The 20,714-nt window shown below is 69.7% G+C and carries 12 protein-coding genes; 4 read left to right on the forward strand and 8 right to left on the reverse strand.

Annotation, left to right across the window (positions count from 1 at the left end):
• Positions 1-78 precede the first annotated feature (78 nt).
• From OG844_RS40885 to OG844_RS40905, 5 genes are all read right to left on the reverse strand, one after another.
• Complete coding sequence (locus OG844_RS40885; RefSeq protein ID WP_406388296.1) at positions 79-1,860, reverse strand: ABC transporter ATP-binding protein; 1,782 nt, start codon at positions 1,858-1,860, stop codon at positions 79-81.
• Positions 1,857-3,695, reverse strand: a complete 1,839-nt coding sequence (locus OG844_RS40890) for an ABC transporter transmembrane domain-containing protein (RefSeq protein ID WP_406388295.1) — start codon at positions 3,693-3,695, stop codon at positions 1,857-1,859. Before OG844_RS40890 ends, OG844_RS40885 begins: the two co-directional genes overlap by 4 nt.
• Before the next feature lie 263 nt (positions 3,696-3,958).
• A complete protein-coding gene (locus tag OG844_RS40895) occupies positions 3,959-5,395 on the reverse strand; it encodes a Gfo/Idh/MocA family protein (protein WP_406388293.1) in 1,437 nt (478 codons plus the stop codon).
• A 376-nt stretch (positions 5,396-5,771) separates the two neighbouring features.
• Positions 5,772-8,714, reverse strand: a complete 2,943-nt coding sequence (locus tag OG844_RS40900; RefSeq protein ID WP_406388291.1) for an FAD-binding and (Fe-S)-binding domain-containing protein — start codon at positions 8,712-8,714, stop codon at positions 5,772-5,774.
• Between the two features lie 45 nt (positions 8,715-8,759).
• Entirely contained in the window at positions 8,760-9,206 is a 447-nt protein-coding gene (locus tag OG844_RS40905) for a MarR family winged helix-turn-helix transcriptional regulator (protein ID WP_383175683.1), read from the reverse strand.
• A gap of 137 nt (positions 9,207-9,343) precedes the next feature.
• Between OG844_RS40905 and OG844_RS40910 the strand changes: the two genes are divergently transcribed.
• From OG844_RS40910 to OG844_RS40920, 3 genes are all read left to right on the forward strand, one after another.
• A complete protein-coding gene (locus OG844_RS40910; RefSeq protein ID WP_406388289.1) occupies positions 9,344-11,149 on the forward strand; it encodes an ABC transporter ATP-binding protein in 1,806 nt (601 codons plus the stop codon).
• 52 nt (positions 11,150-11,201) lie between these two features.
• Positions 11,202-11,819 carry a hypothetical protein gene (locus tag OG844_RS40915; protein WP_406388287.1) on the forward strand — a complete coding sequence of 206 codons (618 nt, stop codon included), beginning with the start codon at positions 11,202-11,204 and terminating at the stop codon, positions 11,817-11,819.
• 423 nt (positions 11,820-12,242) lie between these two features.
• On the forward strand, positions 12,243-12,839 hold the full coding sequence (locus tag OG844_RS40920) for a hypothetical protein (protein ID WP_406388286.1): 597 nt from the start codon (positions 12,243-12,245) through the stop codon (positions 12,837-12,839).
• Between the two features lie 340 nt (positions 12,840-13,179).
• Here OG844_RS40920 and OG844_RS40925 read toward each other — a convergent pair whose 3' ends face one another.
• Positions 13,180-15,018: an SMI1/KNR4 family protein gene (locus tag OG844_RS40925; RefSeq protein WP_406388284.1), complete on the reverse strand. Its 1,839-nt coding sequence runs from the start codon at positions 15,016-15,018 to the stop codon at positions 13,180-13,182.
• A gap of 610 nt (positions 15,019-15,628) precedes the next feature.
• The gene (locus OG844_RS40930; RefSeq protein ID WP_406396005.1) at positions 15,629-16,729 is read right to left on the reverse strand and encodes an FAD-dependent oxidoreductase; all 1,101 of its coding nucleotides are present in this window, start codon (positions 16,727-16,729) and stop codon (positions 15,629-15,631) included.
• 99 nt (positions 16,730-16,828) lie between these two features.
• Between OG844_RS40930 and OG844_RS40935 the strand changes: the two genes are divergently transcribed.
• Complete coding sequence (locus tag OG844_RS40935) at positions 16,829-17,251, forward strand: YjbQ family protein (RefSeq protein ID WP_406388283.1); 423 nt, start codon at positions 16,829-16,831, stop codon at positions 17,249-17,251.
• A gap of 268 nt (positions 17,252-17,519) precedes the next feature.
• On the opposite strand, the gene OG844_RS40940 is transcribed toward OG844_RS40935, so the two are convergent.
• A complete protein-coding gene (locus OG844_RS40940; protein WP_406388282.1) occupies positions 17,520-19,445 on the reverse strand; it encodes a DUF262 domain-containing protein in 1,926 nt (641 codons plus the stop codon).
• Positions 19,446-20,714 lie beyond the last annotated feature (1,269 nt).

The following is a 20,714-nucleotide window of genomic DNA, read 5'->3' on the forward strand; positions in this document are numbered from 1 at the left end:
CTCATCCTCACCGGAGGGGCCGCAGTCCGCCTCTTGTGGGGCGGCGGCCGGAGGGTCACCCCGGCCGCCGCCCCGGGCTCATCCGTGCCAGGACCGCCACAGCGCCGCGTACGCGCCGTCCGCCGCCACCAGCTCGTCGTGGCTGCCCAGCTCGCTGATCCGGCCCTCCTCGACGACCGCGATCACATCCGCGTCGTGCGCCGTGTGCAGCCGGTGCGCGATCGCGATCACCGTCCGGCCGTCCAGCACCCGGGCCAGTGAACGCTCCAGGTGCCGGGCCGCCCGAGGGTCGAGCAGCGACGTCGCCTCGTCCAGCACCAGGGTGTGCGGATCCGCCAGCACCAGGCGGGCCAGCGCGATCTGCTGCGCCTGCGCCGGGGTGAGGGCCAGACCGCCCGAGCCCACCTCCGCGTCCAGGCCGTCCGCCAGGGCCTTGGCCCAGCCGTCCGCGTCGACCGCCGCGAGCGAGGCCCACAACTCCGCGTCCTCGGCGCCCGAACGGGCCAGCAGCAGGTTGTCCCGGAGCGAGCCCACGAACACGTGGTGCTCCTGGTTCACCAGAGCCACATGGGTACGTACCCGCTCCGCCGGCATCCGGGACAGCTCAGCCCCGCCCAGCGTGACCTCACCGGTCCGGGGCGCGTAGATCCCGGCCAGCAGACGCCCCAGCGTGGACTTGCCCGCACCGGACGGCCCGACCAGGGCGAGACGCGTACCAGGGGCCACGTCAAGCGACACCTCGTGCAGGACGTCGACACCGGCGCGGTAACCGAATCGCACTTCCTCGGCCCGTACCTCCCGGCCGTCCGGCCCGACCGCGTCGTCGCCCGCGTCCGGCTCGATCTCCCGTACGCCGACAAGCCTCGCCAACGACACCTGGGCGACCTGCAACTCGTCGTACCAACGAAGGATCAGACCGATCGGGTCGACCATCATCTGTGCCAGCAGCGCGCCCGTCGTCAGCTGCCCGACGGTGAGCCAGCCCTCCAGCACGAACCAGCCGCCGAGCAGCAGCACCGCCCCGAGAATCGTCACGTACGTGGCGTTGATGACGGGGAACAGCACCGAGCGCAGGAACAGCGTGTACCGCTCCCACGAGACCCACTCCTTGACCCGCCGGTCGGAGAGCGCGACCCTGCCCGCTCCCAGCCGATGGGACTCCACCGTCCGGCCGGCGTCCACGGTCTCGGCGAGCATCGCCGCGACCGCCGCGTACCCGGCGGCCTCCGAGCGGTACGCGGAAGGCGCCCGCCGGAAGTACCACCGGCAGCCGGTGATCAGCACCGGCAGCGCGATCAGCACGGCCAGAGCGAGCGGCGGGGCGGTGACCGTCAGAGCGCCGAGCAGCAGCCCGGCCCACACGACGCCGATCGCCAGTTGCGGCACGGCCTCCCGCATCGCGTTCGCCAGCCGGTCGATGTCCGTCGTGATCCTGGAGAGCAGATCGCCGGTGCCGGCCCGCTCCAGAACGCCCGGCGGCAGCCCGACCGACCGCACGAGGAAGTCCTCGCGCAGATCGGCCAGCATCTCCTCACCGAGCACCGCTCCGCGCAGCCGCATCGTCCGTGTGAAGACCGTCTGCACGATCAGTGCGAGGGCGAACACCGCCGCGGTGCGCTCCAGATGGAGGTCGGTGACGCCGTTGGAAAGGTCCTCGACCAGCCCGCCCAGGAGATACGGCCCGGTGATCGACGCGATCACCGCGATCGCGTTGACCGCGATGAGCACCACGAACGGCTTCCGGTGACGCCGGAGCAGAGAACGCACGTAGGACCGTACGGTCAGCGGTGTGCCGACCGGCAGGGTCGTCGCCGACTGCGGTGCGGCCGGGTCGTATGCGGGGGGTGCGACGCCGATCATGCCCTCTCCTCGAATTCCTCTTTCGTTTCGGTGGACTGCGACGCACCGATTCCGGCGAGCCCGTCCTGTACGGCCGGTGCCGCGATCTCCGCGTCGGTCTCACGGGTGACGACCGCCCGGTACCGCGGTTCGTCCCGCAGCAGTTCGCGGTGCGCGCCGACCGCCGCGACCGTGCCCGAGTGGACCAGGACCACGCGGTCTGCGAGGTCCAGGAGCAGCGGCGACGAGGCGAACGCGACGGTCGTACGGCCCTGGCGCAGTTGCTTGATCCCGGCGGCGACCCGGGCCTCCGTGTGCGAGTCGACGGCGGACGTCGGCTCGTCGAGCACGAGTGCCTCCGGGTCGGTGACCAGGGAGCGGGCCAGCGCGAGCCGCTGGCGCTGGCCACCCGACAGGGACCGGCCGCGTTCGGTGATCCGGGTGCGCATCGCGTCGCCGTCCGTGTCCACGGACGCCTGGGCCAGAGCATCCAGCACGTCACCGCAGTGGGCGGCCGCGAGCGCGTCCTCGGCGGTGACCCTGCCCGACGACGGCACGTCGAGCAGCTCCCGCAGCGTCCCCGAGAGCAGCACCGGATCCTTGTCCTGCACCAGCACCGCGGCCCTCGCCGAGTCGAGCGGCAGCTCGTCCAGAGCCACACCGCCCAGGAGCACCGAGGGTTCCGGGTCCGAGGCGTCGTCCGTCTCCGCGTGCCCGCCGAGCCGCTCGGCCAGCCGGCCCGCCTCGTCGGGATCACCGCAGACAACGGCGGTGAACAGGCCGCGCGGCGCCATCAGTCCGCTCACCGGGTCGTACAGATCGCCCTCGGGTGACATGGCGTCGATCGTCGAGGGCTGCGCACTGCGCCGCAGCGACAGGACCCGGACCGCACGCTGCGCCGACGGCCGCGAGAAGGAGTACGCCATGGCGATCTCCTCGAAGTGCCGGAGAGGGAAGAGCATCAGCGTCGCCGCGCTGTACACGGTGACCAGCTGGCCGACGTCGATCCGGCCGTCCCGGGCCAGCGTCGCCCCGTACCAGACCAGCGAGATGAGCAGGATTCCGGGCAGAAGCACCTGGATCGCCGAGATCAGCGCCCACATCCGCGCACTGCGCACGGCGGCCTTGCGGACTTCCTGCGAGGCACGTCGGTAGCGGGCCAGGAAGAGCTCCTCGCCGCCGATGCCACGCAGCACCCGCAGGCCGGCGACGGTGTCGGAGGCCAGTTCGGTCGCCTTGCCCGCCTTCTCACGCTGGAGATCCGCCCGCCGGGTGGCGCGGGGGAGCAGCGGCAGGACGGCGAGCGCCAGGACAGGCATGGCGATCGCGACCAGCACGCCCAGCGAGGGCAGGTAGACGATGAGCCCGATGCTGATGAGTACGAGGGCGGTGGCGGCGGCGGCGAAGCGCGACAGCGCCTCGACGAACCAGCCGATCTTCTCGACGTCCCCGGTGGAGACGGCGACGACTTCTCCCGCCGCGACCCGCCGGGTCAGCGCCGAGCCGAGCTCGGCGGTCTTACGGGCCAGCAACTGCTGGACCCTGGCCGCCGCGGTGATCCAGTTGGTGACCGCTGTGCGGTGGAGCATGGTGTCGCCCACGGCGATGAGGATGCCGAGGGCCACGATGAGTGCTCCGGCCAGCGCGAGGTCCCGGCCGGAACGTTCGACGACGGCCTGGACCGCGACTCCCACGGCGAGCGGCAGCCCGGCGATCGCGCACTGGTGCAGCAGCCCCCAGGAGAGGGATTTGAGCTGGCCGGTGAGCTGGTTGCGCCCGAGCCAGAACAGAAAACGTGGGCCTGAACGGACATCGGGGTCGCCGGGATCCGAATACGGAAGATCGCGAATCTGCATGACGTTCCAAAGATCGGAAGGGGCAGAGATCCGTGACGGATCTCGTGGAACAGTAGGTGACCAAACCGTGCAAGGTTCGCGTCATGCCCCGGTCCGAAGCAAGCGATTATTGGTGGATACGGCGGCCGGCAGCCGAGGGCGGCGGAGCGGGACGCAGGGCGCGAGGCCGGCCCGGTCCGCACAGGTCCGACACAGGTCCGACCCGTCAGGTACCGGGCACCTGCGGCGGGGCTCCGCGCCGTTCGGCGCGGAGCCCGTCCGGTCTACTCCGCGGGCTTGTCGGAGTCCATGCCCGGACGGGCCTTCTTCCATTCACCGCGGGTGAAGTCCGGGATCTGCTGCGGAACGCCCTTGGCCTTGATGGAGAGGTGGCTCAGTGGAACAGGCGCGGTCCAGGTGGCCGCGTCGTAGACGTCGAAGTCGGGCGCGAGTCCGAGCCGCATGCACTGCATCAGACGGAACACCAGCATGTAGTCCATTCCGCCGTGACCACCGGGCGGGTCGGCGTGCTCCTTCCACAGCCAGTGGTCCCAGTCGGCGTACGCGGAGAAGTCCTTCCACTGGTCGTCGGTGTGGTCGGGCTCCAGATAGATGCGTGTCGGGTAGTCCTCGAAGACGCCCTTGGTGCCACCGAGGCTGTTGATGCGTGAGTACGGGTGGGGCGTCGACACGTCGTGCTCCAGGCGGATCACCCGGCCCTTCGCCGTCTGGACGAGACTGATCGTCCGGTCGCTCTCGATGTAGGTCTCCTTCCAGCTCGGGTCACCGGCGGGCATGTGCTGCTCGCGGTACTCGGCGAGACCGCGTGCGGGTGAGCCGACGCTGGTGATGCTCACCGCGCGGTCGCCGCGGTTGATGTCCATGTAGTTGGCGACCGGCCCGAATCCGTGGTTGGGGTACAGATCACCGCGCAACCGGGTGTGCCACAGGCGCCGCCACGGACCCTCGTAGTAATCGGGGTCGAACATCAGCCCCCGAAGATCGTGGTTGTACGCGCCCGCCCCGTGCAGCAGGTCGCCGAAGAGACCGGCGTGCGCCATCCGCAGCACCCGCATCTCGTTCCGGCCGTAGCAGCAGTTCTCCAGCTGCATGCAGTGTCGCCGGGTCCGTTCGGAGAGGTCGACCAACTGCCAGAGCTGGTCGAGCTGGAGAGCGATCGGACACTCGACGCCGACATGCTTGCCGTTGAGCATGGCGGTCTTCGCCATCTCGAAGTGGAGGTCCCAGGGAGTCGCCACGTAGACGAAGTCGATGTCCCCGCGCTTGCAGAGGTTCTCGTAGTCGTCCTCGCCGTTCGTGTACACGGCGGGCACGGGCTGACCCGCCGCTGTCACCTTCGCGGCCGCCTGTTCGGCCTTGGCCTTCACCGGGTCGCAGACGGCGACGACCTGTACTCCGGTGACGGCGAGGAAGAGGTCGATCATGCTGCCGCCACGGTTGCCGAGGCCCACGATGCCGACCCGCACGGTGGAGCGCCGGTCGAAGCGAACCCCGGCCATGGTGCTGCCCTGGCGTGCGGGGACGGTCGCCGGATTCGCCTCCGCCGTTGCTGCTGCCGTGCCGGTGCCGAGTGTTCCGAGTCCGAGTCCGGCGCCTGCTATTCCGGCCACTCCGGCCGTGGTACGAAGCACGGAACGACGGCTCATAGAGCCGTCGTCCGTGTTCTGCGGGTCCTGATCCTTTGGTGCGTCGTCGTTCATCGAGCCTCCAGGAAGGGGGATCTGACGGTGCGCGTAAGGGTGTGGGAAGCCCTGGGGCATGACGGGTTCCCGAACCTCGGTAAGGACCCTGGACGGTGGGACTGCTGTTGCGCAAGGGATGCGTTTGGACTCGCGCGTGGACTCTCGCGCCGAAACCATGGACTTTCCGGCGGTGTTGACGGAGGACGGGCGTGCCGGATCCGGACGGCCGGCGGACGCCCGGGACCGGGGTACGCACCGGGTTCAATGACCGGCCGGGGGGTCGCAGGTGTGGTGCGCGCCTGGGTTCAGAGAACCGGCCGGGGGGCGGAGGGCCGGTGCGCGCCGGGGTTCAGAGAACCGGCCGGGGGGCGGAGGTGTGGTGCGCGCCCCGGGTTCAGAGAACCGGCCGGGTCGCCCGCTCCAGCTCCATCAGTGCCGAGTAGTACGTGCGGCCGGTCGCCCGGTCCATGCCGATCTCGCACATCCGGTTCGCCGACAGATACGCGTCGTACTCCCGGGTGTTCACCTCGGCCGCCTCCTTGGCGGTCGCCGAGTCGGTGAGCTCCTTGTGCAGCATGCCGCGGTCGCCCGCGAACGCGCAGCAGCCCGCGTCGTCGGGGATGACGACGTCCTCCGCGCATGCCTCGGCGACCGCGCGCAGCTGTGCCACGTCTCCCAGGTGCTCCATCGAGCAGGTGGGATGCAGGACGGCCGAGCCCACCCTGCGGAACACGGTCAGCGAAGGAAGCAGCTCCTCGGCGGCCCAGACGAGCGAGTCGACGACAGTCAGCTCACGGTGCAGGTCCCGGTTGGCCTCGGTGAGATAGGGCACCACCTCGTGGGACATGCCGAGCGTGCACGAGGAGGCGTCGACGACCAGCGGCAGCCTGCCGCCCGCGGTCCAGCCCCATGCCGCCTCCACGATGCGGTTGGCCATCACGGCGTTGGCCACGTCGTACCCCTTGGAGTGCCAGATCGTCGCGCAGCAGGTACCCGCGACGTCCTCGGGGATCCACACGGGCTTTGCGGCCCGGGCGGACAGGGAGACGACCGCATCGGCGAGCGACGGCGATCCCTCGTCCTCGGGTCCGGCGAAGATGCGGTTCACACAGGCCGGGTAGTAGACGGCGTGCGCACCCGCCCGCGAGGTGGGAGGCATCCTCCGGCCGGCAGCGCCGGGGATCTGGGGAAGCCACTCCGGAACCAGATCGGGGCGAACGGCCTTGCGGGCCAGCCGGGTCACCGACTCGAGCAGACGGTCGCCGACCCGGTCGGAGACGGCGTCGGCCGCGGCGACCGCGAGCCGTGCCGAGACCTCCACCGCCTTGAAGTGCTTCGCCGTGAGCGCCGCGATGCGCTCCTCGCGCGGCGAGTGCCGGTGATGACGGAAATCCTTCATCATCGCGCCGGTGTCGATGCCGACCGGGCAGGCCAGCTTGCACGTGGAGTCGCCCGCGCAGGTGTCCACGGCGTCGTACCCGTACGCGTCGAGGAGACCGGCCTCCACCGGGGAGCGGTCCGGCTGGCGCATCATCTCCCTGCGCAGAACGATGCGTTGACGGGGCGTGGTGGTCAGGTCCTCGCTGGGGCAGGTCGGTTCGCAGAAGCCGCACTCGATGCACGGATCAGCGACCGGCTCGACCTTGGGGATCGTCTTGAGCCCGCGCAGGTGCGCCTTCGGGTCGCGGTCCAGGACGATCCGCGGCGCCAGCACCCCGTCGGGGTCGATGATCTGCTTCGTACGCCACATGAGTTCGGTGGCCTTCGGGCCCCACTCCAGCTCCAGGAACGGCGCGATGTTGCGGCCCGTGGCGTGCTCCGCCTTCAGCGATCCGTCGAAACGGTCGACGACGAGCGAGCAGAAGCTGTCCATGAAGGCGGCGTACCGGTCGACGTCCGCGGATTCCGCGGCGTCGAAAGCGAGCAGGAAGTGCAGGTTTCCGTGCGCCGCATGACCTGCGACGGCGGCGTCGAAGCCATGGACGGCCTGGAGTTCGAGCAGGGCCTCGCAGGCCTCGGCAAGCCGGGACGGCGGCACCGCGAAGTCCTCAGTGATCAGCGTGGTGCCCGAGGGGCGGGAGCCGCCGACGGCGGTGACGAACGCCTTGCGGGCCTTCCAGTAGCCCGCGACCGTGGCGGCGTCCCGGGTGAACGCGTTGGTCACGGACACGGCCGGCACGACGAGGTCGAGCCCCGTGACGACCGAAGCCGCCGCCTGCTCGTAGGCCTCCAGAGCCGCCTCGTCCGGGGCGCGGAACTCCACCAGGAGCGCCGTCGTGTCCCTGGGGAGGGACGCCCAGTCCGACGGGACGCCCTGGACGCGCACCGATGCCCGCAGCGTGTTGCCGTCCATGAGCTCCACGGCGATCGCACCCGCCTCGTTGAACTGCGGCACGGCCGCCGCGGCTGCGGTGAGGGAAGGGAAGAACAGCAGAGCGGAGGAGACCAGGCGGTCCAGCGGCAGCGTGTCGAAGACGACCTCCGAGATGAAGCCGAAGGTGCCCTCGGAGCCCACCATCAGCCCGCGGAGGATCTCCACGGGGGTCGATCCGTCCAGGAACGCGTCGAGCCGGTAGCCGTTGGTGTTCTTGATCTCGTACTTGGCGCGGATCCGGGCGGTGAGCCGCTCGTCCGCCTCGATCTCCGCCTTGACGGCCAGCAGCCCTTCGCACAGGCGCGGCTCGGCGTGACGCAGCAGCTCGTCGGCGGCCGGTTCGGCCGTGTCGACCACTGTGCCGCTCGGCAGGACGAAGGTGAGGGAGGAGACCGTGCGGTACGAATTGCGGGTCGTGCCGGCGGTCATTCCTGAGGCGTTGTTCGCGACGACACCGCCGATGGTGCAGGCGATGGCACTGGCGGGATCGGGCCCCAGCAGCCTGCCGTGCCGGGCGAGCGTGGCGTTGGCACGCATGACGGTGGTCCCCGGACGGATGCGTGCCCGCGCCCCGTCGTCGAGGACTTCGATGCCCGTCCAGTGGTGGCGGACGTCGACGAGGATGTCCTCGCCCTGTGCCTGGCCGTTGAGGCTGGTGCCCGCGGCCCGGAAGACCACGTTGCGGCCCTTGCCGTGGGCGTACGAGAGGATCGCCGAGATGTCGTCGATGTCCTTGGGGACCAGGACGACCTGCGGCAGGAAGCGGTAGGGGCTGGCATCCGAGGCGTACCGCACGAGGTCGGAGATCTTCCACAGCACCTTCTCCGCGCCGAGCAGGGCGGTCAGGTCGGCGCGCAGCGGTGTGGGTGTGCCCGCGGCCTTCCAGCCCGGCACCCGGTCGGGGGACGGCGCCCGTGCCGTACCAGGACGGAGGGCTTCCGGCTTCGGCTCCAGCAGCGGCATCTCAGGATCTCCTCGACGACACGGTGCGGTGCCCCGCACCGCGCCTCAGCAGCGGCGGCGCTCCGGCATCCCGTCCACCAGAGCGGTCAGCAGCCCGCCGAGCACCTCGCGCTGCTCGGCGGTCAGTGGAGCCAGGATCTCCTCTGCGGCGGCCTTCCGCGCGTTGCGCAGCGAACGGAGCGTGGCCCTGCCCTCCTCGGTGATCTCGATGCGGACCACCCGGCGGTTGGTCGGGTCCGGCGCGCGGCGCACCCGGTCATTGGCCTCCAGGCCGTCCACCAGTGTGGTGACCGCGCGCGGGACGACGTCGAGGCGCTGGGCGAGATCGGCCATCCGGGGTGGATCCTCGTAGTGCGCGACCGTGCGTAGCAGCCGGAACTGCGCCGGAGTGATGTCGATCGGCTCCAGCTGGCGGCTCTGGATGCGCTGAAGTCTGCGGGTGAGACGCAGCAGCTGTTCGGCCAGAAGACCGTCGGGATCGGGGGAGTCCATGAGGGAACGATATCAGGACCTCGTTCATTGTGAATAGAGGTAACAATGAGCTAAGCTCCGTAACGTCGAAATTCCGCACGTCCGCCGCCGCACGCCTCCACCCGGGGCCTGTCGGCCACACGCTCTCGAAGGAGCACATGAAACCCGACGAACCCACGTGGACACCCCCTGCCGGTGATGCCCAGCAGCCGCCCGCCGAGCTGCGCCGCATCTTCCGCCTCTTCCGCCCCTACCGCGGCAGGCTCGCGATCGTGGGGCTGCTGGTCGGCGCCTCGTCGCTGGTGTCGGTCGCCACCCCGTTCCTGCTCCGCGAGATCCTGGACACCGCGATTCCCCAGGGGCGTACGGGACTGCTCACGCTGCTCGCGCTCGGCATGATCCTCACCGCCGTGATGACCAGCGTCTTCGGCGTGCTGCAGACCCTGATCTCCACGACGGTCGGCCAGCGCGTCATGCACGACCTGCGCACCGCCGTCTACACCCAGCTGCAGCGGATGCCGCTCGCCTTCTTCACCAGGACCCGCACGGGCGAGGTCCAGTCGCGCATCGCCAACGACATCGGCGGGATGCAGGCGACGGTCACCTCCACCGCGACCTCGCTGGTCTCCAACCTCACCGCCGTCATCGCCACCGTGGTCGCCATGCTCGCGCTGGACTGGCGGCTCACGGTCGTCTCGCTGCTCCTGCTGCCCGTATTCGTCTGGATCAGCCGCCGGGTCGGCCGTGAGCGCAAGAAGATCACCACCCAGCGGCAGAAGCAGATGGCCGCGATGGCGGCCACGGTCACCGAGTCGCTCTCGGTCAGCGGCATCCTGCTCGGCCGCACCATGGGCCGCTCGGACTCCCTCACCAAGGGCTTCGCCGAGGAGTCGGAACGCCTGGTCGACCTCGAAGTGCGCTCCAACATGGCCGGGCGGTGGCGGATGTCGACGATAGGCATCGTCATGGCCGCGATGCCCGCCGTCATCTACTGGGCGGCCGGCCTCACCCTCCAGTCGGGTGCCACGGCCGTCTCCATCGGCACGCTGGTCGCCTTCGTCTCGCTGCAGCAGGGCCTGTTCCGGCCGGCGGTGAGCCTGCTCTCCACCGGCGTGCAGATGCAGACATCCCTCGCCCTGTTCCAGCGGATCTTCGAGTACCTCGATCTCGACGTGGACATCACCGAGCCCGAGAAGCCCGTCCGGCTGGAGAAGATCAGGGGCGAGGTCGCCTTCGAGAACGTCACCTTCAGCTACGACGAGAAGAGCGGCCCGACGCTGAGCAGCATCGACGTGACCGTGCCCGCCGGCCGCAGTCTGGCCGTCGTCGGCCCCACCGGCTCGGGCAAGTCGACGCTCAGCTATCTGGTGCCGCGGCTGTACGACGTCACCGGCGGCAGGGTCACCATCGACGGGGTCGATGTCCGGGACCTGGACTTCGACACCCTCGCCAGGGCCGTCGGCGTGGTCTCCCAGGAGACCTATCTCTTCCACGCCTCCGTGGCCGAGAACCTTCGCTTCGCCAAGCCGGACGCCACCGACGAGGAGATCGAAGCAGCGGCCCGCGCCGCTCAGATCCACGACCACATCGCATCACTGCCCGACGGCTACGACACGCTCGTCGGTGAGCGGGGGTACCGCTTCTCGGGCGGTGAGAAGCAGCGCCTGGCCATCGCCCGCACGATCCTCCGTGACCCGCCCGTTCTGATCCTCGACGAGGCGACCAGCGCGCTCGACACCCGTACGGAACACGCCGTGCAGCAAGCCATTGACGCGCTGTCGAAGGGGCGCACCACCCTCACCATCGCGCACCGGCTCTCCACCGTCAGGGACGCGGACCAGATCGTCGTCCTGGACGGCGGGCGGGCGGCCGAGCGCGGCACGCACGCGGAGCTGCTGGAGAAGGACGGCCGGTACGCGGCCCTCATCCGCCGCGACGGCGACCTCGCCCCCGCGGCCACATGAAGGCGCGATCGCGCCTGTGCGGCGGGATGCCCGTACGGCATGATCGCCGTCCATGAGAGCTCTGCTCGGGGTGGAACTCCCCGGATACCGGCCCGTGGACAACGACGCCTGGGTGAATGACGACGGTGATGTGCTGTCGCTGCACTACTTCGGACTGCCGCCTGACCTTCCTGCCGCGCTGGAAGACGGCCCGACCCTGCGCAACACGCTGACGCACTGGACCGCGCAAGCGGGCGGCGGGCTCATAGAGGCATCGGTGAAGACGCTGGGCGGGCTGCCTGCACTGCGTCAGATACTCAAGGTGCCGCTGCCCCAACAGGCCCACGGGCAGGTGTTCATCGGCAGTTTCACGGTGCCCCGGGCCGGATGCAGCACGGTGGTGAAGATCCAGGCGCCCGAGCGCGGAATGACAGGCATGCGGGAAGCCGTCGTCCTCGCGAAGCTCGACCCCGACCAGTACTTCCGGCCGCACCCCTATGCCCCCGAGGTCCAAGGCGGCCTTCCCTTCCACGCGGCGGATCACGCCAGGTGGGACGCGGAATTCCCGGACCACCCGCTGCCCCGGGTCCGGCGGACACTCGACGCGCTGGTCGAGGCGGTCACCGTGGACCCCGGATTTGCCGCGCTGGCGCCTTTCGCGGGCCCGGTCGAACCTGCCCCCCGCGGCTGACGAGCCGCGCAACACGGCGGCGCCGCCGCTCCCGTGGGACGGGGAGCGGCGGCGCCGGTCGAGCAATGGCCAGACGAGCCAACCCACGAGTGGACGACGCCGGCAAGCAGGTGGGTGAGGAAGCTATTCGGTGCCTCTCCTTGTGCATGGTGCATAGGTGGGACTGCGCAGTCGCGGTCTGCCCGTTGCCCGCGCCCTGCAATCATCAGGCTGCGCACCGGAGTTGATCGACGAGATGCGAGACGATCACATGTTCTGGCGAAATCCCGATCCCCTGTTCGTGTATGAGGCCGGGAGTTTGCAGCGAGTGCGGAATGCAGCGGGCTTGGAGGGCGGAGGCGCTTCGTGAGATGTGTTCGCAGCGTCGGCGCAGGCTGGCAGACTGAAGGGCGCCACGGCGGCGCAGCGAGAGAGGTTGTGCGCATGTCGGCTGGGCCCGGGGTTGCAGAAACGATCATGATCGCGTTGGCGACGGCGCTGGTCACAACCGTGGGCACCGGGTGGTTGGTGATGCCGCGGTTGGAGGCCCGGAAGCGGCGGATCATGGATGCGCACCAGGCCCGGGACCGGTTCCTGGCCACGATGCTGCGGATCTTGTCGGCAAGCGGCAGACTGCAAAAGTTCGAGGCACCGAACCCGGACGATGCGGCGTGGACGCCAGTTATGCGTGAGCGCGTTGAGGCGGAGCGGGCCCGTTGGGTGAAGCAGCTCGACGAGGCGACCGAGTGGATGGTCGACAACGTGGAAACGTACGCGGTCAGCTGGCCGACGGACTTCCTGCGCGGTCTGATCGGCACCTACGTGCCTTACGCCCGGGCGGTGATGATCTCCGAGCGCGAGGACGACCGGAAGGCCGAACTGCTGGAGTGGCTCACCACGCCTGTGTGGGAGGTCTTCGGCTCGCGGGGCTGGCAGCGTAGCCCTCGCCGCCTGGCACGGGCGCAGCGTCAGCTTGGGGCGCGTATCGCAGAGATCGAGGCCGAGGCGGACCGCCAGAACGCCGCGGCGGTCGCCGCCTGACCGGGCAGGACCTTGCCCGTGGTGGGCGATGCAAGCTGATCATTCACCTATGAGAGCCGAAGTGCAGGCGTTCGTTGCCGCGGCCCGCTCCCAGACTGGGATGCAAGCGGAGAAGAGATCGACAGACGTGTCGAGCAACTCGAAGCGATCCCCGAGCCGGTCACGGCAGAGGAAGCCCGAGCGCTCCTCTCCTGCTTCGGCCCCGACGACTGCTACGGCGTCGCAGGGACCCCGCTGCACCTCATCGAGACCGATCCGAACCCCGTCCTGACCACCGATCCCGGACCTGACGCCAACGAGTGGCACAAGCGGCTCTACGACCGGGCCGTGCACGCAGGGCTCATCCCGAAGACTTGACGGCCTGGTCGGCCTGGTCGGCCTGGTCGGCCTGGTCGGCCTGGTCGGCCTGGTCGGCCAGGTCCGCCGCCAGCTCGTCGCGCCAGTGTAGGGACATGCGCAGGCTCAGGACCGTCTCCGCCGCTGCGGGCAGGGGTAGCAGCAGGAACCGGCGCAGGGCCCCGGCCGCCGCGTCCCGTCCGTGCCACGCCGCGAGGTCGGCCGCGGTGACGGGCGCAAGGTCCGGCTGGTGGCGGGCCGCGTCGAGCAGTCCGCGGACGGCCCGGGTCTCCGCCCGGATGGTCCGCATCCGCAGGTCGAGTGCCCCGTCGGCCGGGAGACCCACCAACTCGCCCCGGCCGGTCTGCTCCAGTGCCCGGGCGATCTCCGGGTAGCCGTCGATACCCGTCTCCGACGCCAGCCGGGCGAGCTGCGCCGCCACCGCGGAGCGCAACCGCTGCGGCGGGGTCCGCTCCACGAGGGCGCCGAGGTCGAAGTCGCGTACGACGGTCACCGGGTGCCCCGCCTCCGGCACCTCGTCGAGGACCGGCAGCAGCAGCGCGCCGGCCAGCGGCGCCGCTGCGTCGTCCGCCGGGTCCCAGCTGATGCCGTGCTCCGCCGTCAGGCCTGCCAGCAGCCGCGCGTAGGCGGCCGTCGAGCCGGGCCAGGGATCGACGCCGAGCTCCTGCCACTTCTCCCCGTCGGGGCCGGTCACGTAGTCCTCGCGCGGCGATTCGACCCGGTGGCCCGCCTCCGGCCGCTCCGTGCCGTCTTCCACGACGGTCACGCGCACCTCGGGTCCCTGCTTCGTCAGCCGCACCACCCGGGTTCCGCGGGACAGCCGTCCCAGCACCTCGGGACGGCCGAACTGGGCGTCACCGCCCTCCTGCGTGGCGTACGACCACCCATCGCCGCAGGACCCGGCCCGGACCATCGGGCGGTGCGCGGCCCAAGGCGCGCCTGCGGACAGCCGCGCCTGCTCCCGGCTGCGCGGCCCGGCGGTCGCGGGCACGGAGCCCAGCCGGTCCAGCAGCTCCCCGGGGTCGATGCCTGCCACGAACACGACGTCCGGCTGCACGGGCGGTGCGGGCTCGGGTCCGAAGAGTCCGCCGCTCCCGAAGGTGATGACGGCGTACACCCCGTCGGGCTGCGGGACGGGCGCGGCCGGCTCGGGCGCGGGTGGTACCTGCGGCTCAGGGGCCCCGGCGGCGAGGCCCAGGGCGGAGATCGGGTCGGCGACGACTGTCCCGCCTCCGTCCCAGATCAGCCGGCCCTCGTGGGCCAGGGGTGTCCGCCCGTCGAAGGGCAGGCCGTGCTCCAGGGCCGTGGCGAAGTCGGAGAGGACGTGCCGCAGCCCCGGCCAGGGGGTGAAGGTCGAGCCCGTCTCGTCGAAGTACCGGCCGACCCGCCCGTGGTGCGGGCCGGGGCGGGTGACCAGGAAGAGCCCGTCGGAGGACTGCCAGCCGATGCCCAGGGTGATCAGCAGTCGTTCGTGCGGCCAGTACGCATACTCGTCGCGCTCCTCCTCGTCGAGCTCGGCCTCCTCCTCGGCAACGTCCTCCCCGGCCTCGCGCAGGAGCTCGGCGCTCTGGATGATCTTCCCGACTCCGGACGGTGGTCCGTAGTAGTCGAGCCTGAGCGTTCCGTCCTGGAGCTCCACACCGTCGTGCCGCAGCAGCGACTCCCTCAGGTCGGGCGGGAAGGTCACCCCCAGCCGAAGTTCGGCCGCCGCGATGGCCGCCGGGGGAGCCGGCGGTCGCAGCAGCCCATGGGTGACAGGGGCGTGCCGCGCGAGCCAGCTCTCGATGCGGTCCCAGGACTCTTCGACAGTGAACACGATCATGCCCGGCACCCTAGGCGCGGGCACTGACACCGGGCAGGCCCGGGCTGTCCGTCGTCCTCTCAGCCCCGGCGGGCGACCATCCACTGGGGCACCGCCCCTTCCGAGTTCCGTACCTCGCCACCGGCGGCGATGGCGGCGTGTGCTGCTTTGCACGCGCTCGTCTGGTCGGTGAGTATCGCGGCGATGTCGGGGTGACGTTGGGTGCTCGTCCTGGCAATGCGCTGCCTGTAGAGACTGAATGTGGGTGTTGCTACAGGATTCGGCGTGGCCGTGAGCTGGCCGGAACCAGGTCCCCGGCAGGAACGGACCAGAGGAACCGGTGTTGCTGTCCTACTTCGCCGTAGCTTCGGGAGAACAGGGCCTACAAGACCGCTCGCGCTATGAGGTCCGCTCACGCGGCCGGCTCCGGGGGCACTTCGTCGTGATCATCGGGATGGCGGCCCCTCCGGAGTTTGCACGCACACGTCGGGCGGCCCCGATCCTCGCCTCACTGTCCCTGACCGAGCGTCACATAATTGCAGAGAGTACTGGCCACTTCGTCGCAGCTCCGGGAGAGCAGGGCCTTGCCGGCTCGATCGAGCAGTGGTGGGTCTGTTGCGCTCGGTGCGGGTCAGACGGAGGCGCCCTGCGCGGCGGGCGTGCCGCTGCCGGTCCGCTCCAGCAGACGGGTGATCGAGCGTGCCGCGGCGCGTCCCGCCCGGTTGGCGCCGATCGTGCTGGCCGACGGCCCGTACCCGACGAGATGGACGCGCCCGTCCCGTATCGCCCGGGTGTCCTCGACGCGTATGCCGCCGCCCGGCTCGCGCAGCCTCAGCGGGGCCAAATGATCGACTGCGGCCCGGAATCCGGTCGCCCACAGAATCACATCGGCCTCTGCAGTCCGGCCATCGGCCCAGGCCACCCCGTCCGGGGTGATCCGCTCGAACATGGGGAGCCGGTCGAGGACCCTCTCCTCGCGTGCGCGTCGGACAGCGTCGGTCAGCGGCAGTCCGGTCACGCTCACCACGCTCTGCGGCGGAAGCCCACGCCGTACACGCTCCTCCACCATCGCCACGGCGGCCCGCCCCTGCTCCTCGCCGAACGGCCCCTCCCGGAACACCGGGGGCCGACGCGTCACCCAGTACGTCGCGGCCGCCACTTCGGCGATCTCCATCAGGTGCTGGGTCCCCGAGGCTCCACCACCGACCACGATGACCCGTTGTCCGGCGAACTCCGCCGGCCCCGGATAGTCGACAGTGTGCAACTGCCGCCCCCGGAAGGTCTCCTGGCCCGGATACCGCGGCCGGAACGGCCGGTCCCAAGTCCCCGTCGCGTTGACAAGGGCACGCGTGGCGTAGGTGTCCTCGGACGTCTCGACGAGCAGGCGGCCGTCCTCTCCTTCGCTGCCTTCGCGCACGGCCTTCACTTCGACGGGACGGTGCACCCGCAGGTCGAAGCGGTTTTCGTACGCGTCGAAGTACTCGGCGATCACCTCGGACGAAGGGCGGCCGTCGTCGGCACCCGTCAGCTCCATGCCGGGCAGGGAGTGCATGCCGTGGACCTTGCCGTAAGTGAGCGACGGCCAGCGGAACTGCCAGGCACCCCCGGGCCGCGGGGCGTGGTCGAGGACGACGAAGTCCCGGTCGGGTTCGAGGCCGGCGCGCCGCAGATGGTAGGCAGCGGACAGCCCCGCCTGCCCGGCGCCGATCACGACCACGTCCCGCTCGCGCATCCCGAAGTTGTTCACCCTTCTACCAACTCTGGACGGCTCCCGGATCTTCCCGGACCGACCGGGGGCGCGACCGCCTGCCGACGGCGCCAGAATGGAGCCATGCCCGACTCCTTCGCCACGCACCTGCTGAGCATCGCCACCGGACGGACCGAGACGGTCACGGACCTGACGGCGGACTGCGAACAGTTCCTCGCCCGTGTCGCCCACGGCAGGGACGGCCTGCTCAACGTCTTCGTCCCTCACGCGACCGCCGGAATCGCGGTCCTGGAGACCGGAGCGGGCAGCGACGACGACCTCCTCGCGGCCCTGCAGACCCTGCTCCCCGCCGACGACCGCTGGCGCCACCGCCACGGAAGCCCCGGCCACGGCCGCGACCACGTGCTCCCCGCCCTCGTACCGCCGCACGCGACCCTGCCGGTGATCGGTGGAGGGCTGGAGCTCGGGACGTGGCAGTCGGTCTGCCTGGTCGATACCAACATCTCGAATCACAACCGTCAGGTGCGGTTGAGCTTCCTCGGATAGGACGCTGACTCGGTGCGGACTGTAGATAGCAAGTCCGGCCGCGCCAACTGCCCCCGGATTGAGGCTGCTGTCAATGCTGCCGACGGGTTCTTGGTCTGCTAGTGGTACAGCACCCTGCCCCCATGCTGAACACTGAGTGAGCTTCTTCGAGTTGGCCACCGATCGGGTGATGGGCCGTGAAGCGCAACGAGCGAGGCCCGGGCTGTTGATCGAGATGTCTGACGTAGGCCGGGCGGCAGACAACGTGCACGGCCGTTGCTGCCGCTCTTCACCGAATGCTTTGCAGGAGCGCCCCCGTGGCCGTGACGGTCCAGAACGACCATCCGTTGCGGTTCGGGTTGACGCGCGGGTTGAGAGCCCGGACCATGGCTACCGCCGCCCCGCTGGGGGATTCGTACACGCCGCGGCCGGGGCCGGAGGGGATCGTCACGGCGCGGGAGGGCGGATCGTAGTAGGCGGTGGTGCGCCGGCCATCGTAGACGGCGTGCAACTCGACGCCCTGCTCCGTGCGCAACGCCTGCACGTCTGCCTTGACCAGCGCGGGCGCGGAAGTGTCCTCAGCGATCACGGTCTCGTCGGCCGGCATCTCGTCGGCGTCCTGACGGATGGCACTCCCGTCGTAGGCGGGCAGACCCAGGAGCTCGTTGAGGACATTGGCCAGCAGGCTCCTGCGCGCGGCCAGGAAGTCGGGGAACCGGTCCAGGGACCGCAGCTCCGGGTCGCTGGGGATCCACTGTTCGGCCAGGCGCTCCGGCGCGACGCCCGCCATGTACTCGGCTGGCAGCTTGGAGGAGATCATCTTGTTGGTCTGGCCGGTGACGAAGGCCAGGTTGGCGAGGCTGTTCCACTCCTCCTTCGCGCAGGTCCCCTGGACCCGGGCGCGAGGGAACACGTGGTGGAACTCGATCCTGGAACCGCTGTTCATCGGCTGATCGTTGATGGCGATGTTGGTCGACCAGTCCCGCGCCCTGCCCCGCAGCGCGGCGATGTAGAGCAGTTTGAAGAAGGCGTGCGTGGAGTACTTCTGCTCCAGGTCCCTCGGGTGCAGTGCGCTGTCCAGTGAGCGGGGGCCGGAGGCCCGGCGGATGAGCTCGGCGAACAGGTCCTCCCCGGCACGGGACCTGATCAGCCGGGCCTCCGCGTCGAGCTTGCCCTCGACCTGCAGCGAGTAGTGGCTGAAGGCCATCGCCGTGTACACCCAGCGACGCAGCAGTTGCGCCTCTCCCGGACGCAGCTTGCCGCTCCGGTGATAGAGCAGCAGCGCAGGCACGATCGTGACGTTCGGGGAGGAGAGGATCTCGGACCGGGGGATCGAGCACTCGCCTTTCAGGAAGTCGATCGCGAAGCGAAGGGCCCTTTCGGTGGCGTGCCACGCCTCCTTCAGCGCGGTCTCGTTCACCTCCGCTCCGATGAGCTTGATGTGATGGGCGCCGGTGCCCGCGAGGAGGCTCATGAGGCGCAGGACGGCTTCCCTGTTCAGGTCGAAGTCGCTGTCCCGTAGTTCCTGGTGAAAGGCATCCATGGTGTCCAGGCCGGCGGACCAGCGGGCCGCGATGGCGCTGTACACGAGATCGCCTTTGGAAAGCCGTCGGCCGCCCTTGTTCAGCCGGGCGAATAGCTCGGCGACCTCCTCGTAGTCGTCGGACTCATAGGTGATGACGGCGATCTGGTGATACCGGATGTTGTTCACCTTCTGCAGCCGCTGCATCCAGGTGCCGAAGTCCGGGTCGTCGGGGGACACCCCGGCCTTGTTCAGGACCGGGTAGAACTGCACGTTCTCCTGCAGGAGCGTCGACACCGGGATCAGGAGCGGATCCTTGCGCTGCACGGCGCTCGGGGTCACGAATTCCTCGGTACGCACGTCGAAGCGCAGGTCTATGTGCCGACCGTCGGCCTTCGACTGGGGTCGGTAGACCCAGGCGAGGGAGGTCAGCCGCTGCTGTCCGTCCAGCAGATAGAGGGGTTGGTTCGTCGTTTTGTCGGTCTGGACGACGGCGGCAGTCTTGAACGGGACGTTCAGGCCGGTCTTCCACAGCAGCAGGGCGCCGACCGGATAGCCTCGGTAGAGCGAATCGAAGAGATCACGTACGTCAGGCCGCATCCAGACGAAGTCGCGCTGGATGGAGGGAATGACGACCATGCCCCGCAGCAGGTTCTCCACCTGGGAAATAATCTTCTCGTTCGCCAGTCCCATGCCGCCCCCAGCATTCCGGTGATCCGTCACATCCACGGTAACCGCCATCCGGGTGCGGCCGGCTGGTTTCGGATCTTTGCGCTACTCCAAGCGATGGCCACACCTGCATGGCCCGATCGGTCGTCAGCCCCTCACCAGTGGCTCCGCTTGTCCGCACAGACGATCGTGGAGTGAGCCTCGACACCCCGGTACGGCTCTCATTGAACTTCCCTGACGTCTTGTGGCGCGCTGCGGGAAGACCGCTCCGTCGTGTCGTCGTTGGATTGCAGCGCAGGTCGACCGCGAGGTCGACAGACCCTGAACGAGCACGAGCGCATGGTTGGCAGACAACTCTGTCCGCCGAGTTGACCCCTACGAACTGCCGCCTGCTCGCACGTGACGGTCCCTATCACGTCCAGCCCCACGGCGAGGGTGGCCAGCTATTCTCAGGGTGCCTTAGTGGAGTTTGGCGGACACGAACGTCGACAATGCGGAACGTCAGGTCCGTCTGTCGTTCCTCGGGTAAAGCTGCGTCTGCCGTCGCTGTAGGAGTGATGTCCGGCCGGACCAAGCGTCCACCAGCACGGCCGGGGAACTTGCCCTTCCTCTCCATCCGCGAAGCGGGAAACCGCGGGGATGAGGGCGTGACATGGTTGACCACGGGAGGCTGTCCACTCACCGTGACGACTTACGCGTCAGACCTTGTCGGGGGAGTCGTCGACGGGTTGTTCCGGGGAGCGGATGGAGGCCGAGATCACCGCGCAGGACGGAGCGGAAGGTCGCGAGCCGGTCCCCACTTGCTGGCTGCCGCAACGGCCGCCGAGGCAAGCGGGTAACCAAGGCGGTCGGTGACCCGGAACCGGCGATACCGAAACTGCGGACCGGCTGACGGGGTGGGCCGGAATCGAGGCTGATGCTACCCGGACGGTGAGACGATGGGACGCATGGTGCTTCATGTGGGTGTGCACGCCCTTCGCAGTCGTCGGGGCCAACTACGCGGTAGCGCAGGCAAAGTAGCGGAGTGCGGGGATGCCAGCACGTCGTACCTCCTGCTCTTTTACGCGACGGAGTGCGCGATCAAGGAGCGAGTACTGAGCCGTAGGGGACAGCGGAATACATCAGGGTTGGAGCCCACGCACGACCTGCGGAAGCTTGCCAAGGAGCTGTGTCTGCCGCGTTCGGTCAGCGACCACCTTGCCAGGCTGGATCGCTGCCGAATGAGCGCTCAGGGTGCTGGAAAGGTTGCCCTCGCTGACCTTCACCAGGCATGGCGTTATGGTGCGAAACTGA

The organism is Streptomyces sp. NBC_00887, from assembly GCF_045207585.1.

Excerpts from the sequence above, each read along its gene's own strand:
- OG844_RS40915 (WP_406388287.1), top strand. The coding sequence starts at position 11,202 with ATGAGAGCTCTGCTCGGGGTGGAACTCCCCGGATACCGGCCCGTGGAC.
- OG844_RS40900 (WP_406388291.1), bottom strand. The coding sequence starts at position 8,714 with ATGCCGCTGCTGGAGCCGAAGCCGGAAGCCCTCCGTCCTGGTACGGCA.
- OG844_RS40905 (WP_383175683.1), bottom strand. The coding sequence starts at position 9,206 with ATGGACTCCCCCGATCCCGACGGTCTTCTGGCCGAACAGCTGCTGCGT.
- OG844_RS40925 (WP_406388284.1), bottom strand. The coding sequence starts at position 15,018 with ATGATCGTGTTCACTGTCGAAGAGTCCTGGGACCGCATCGAGAGCTGG.
- OG844_RS40930 (WP_406396005.1), bottom strand. The coding sequence starts at position 16,729 with ATGCGCGAGCGGGACGTGGTCGTGATCGGCGCCGGGCAGGCGGGGCTG.
- OG844_RS40935 (WP_406388283.1), top strand. The coding sequence starts at position 16,829 with ATGCCCGACTCCTTCGCCACGCACCTGCTGAGCATCGCCACCGGACGG.
- OG844_RS40910 (WP_406388289.1), top strand. The coding sequence starts at position 9,344 with ATGAAACCCGACGAACCCACGTGGACACCCCCTGCCGGTGATGCCCAG.
- OG844_RS40890 (WP_406388295.1), bottom strand. The coding sequence starts at position 3,695 with ATGCAGATTCGCGATCTTCCGTATTCGGATCCCGGCGACCCCGATGTC.
- OG844_RS40885 (WP_406388296.1), bottom strand. The coding sequence starts at position 1,860 with ATGATCGGCGTCGCACCCCCCGCATACGACCCGGCCGCACCGCAGTCG.
- OG844_RS40920 (WP_406388286.1), top strand. The coding sequence starts at position 12,243 with ATGTCGGCTGGGCCCGGGGTTGCAGAAACGATCATGATCGCGTTGGCG.
- OG844_RS40940 (WP_406388282.1), bottom strand. The coding sequence starts at position 19,445 with ATGGGACTGGCGAACGAGAAGATTATTTCCCAGGTGGAGAACCTGCTG.
- OG844_RS40895 (WP_406388293.1), bottom strand. The coding sequence starts at position 5,395 with ATGAACGACGACGCACCAAAGGATCAGGACCCGCAGAACACGGACGAC.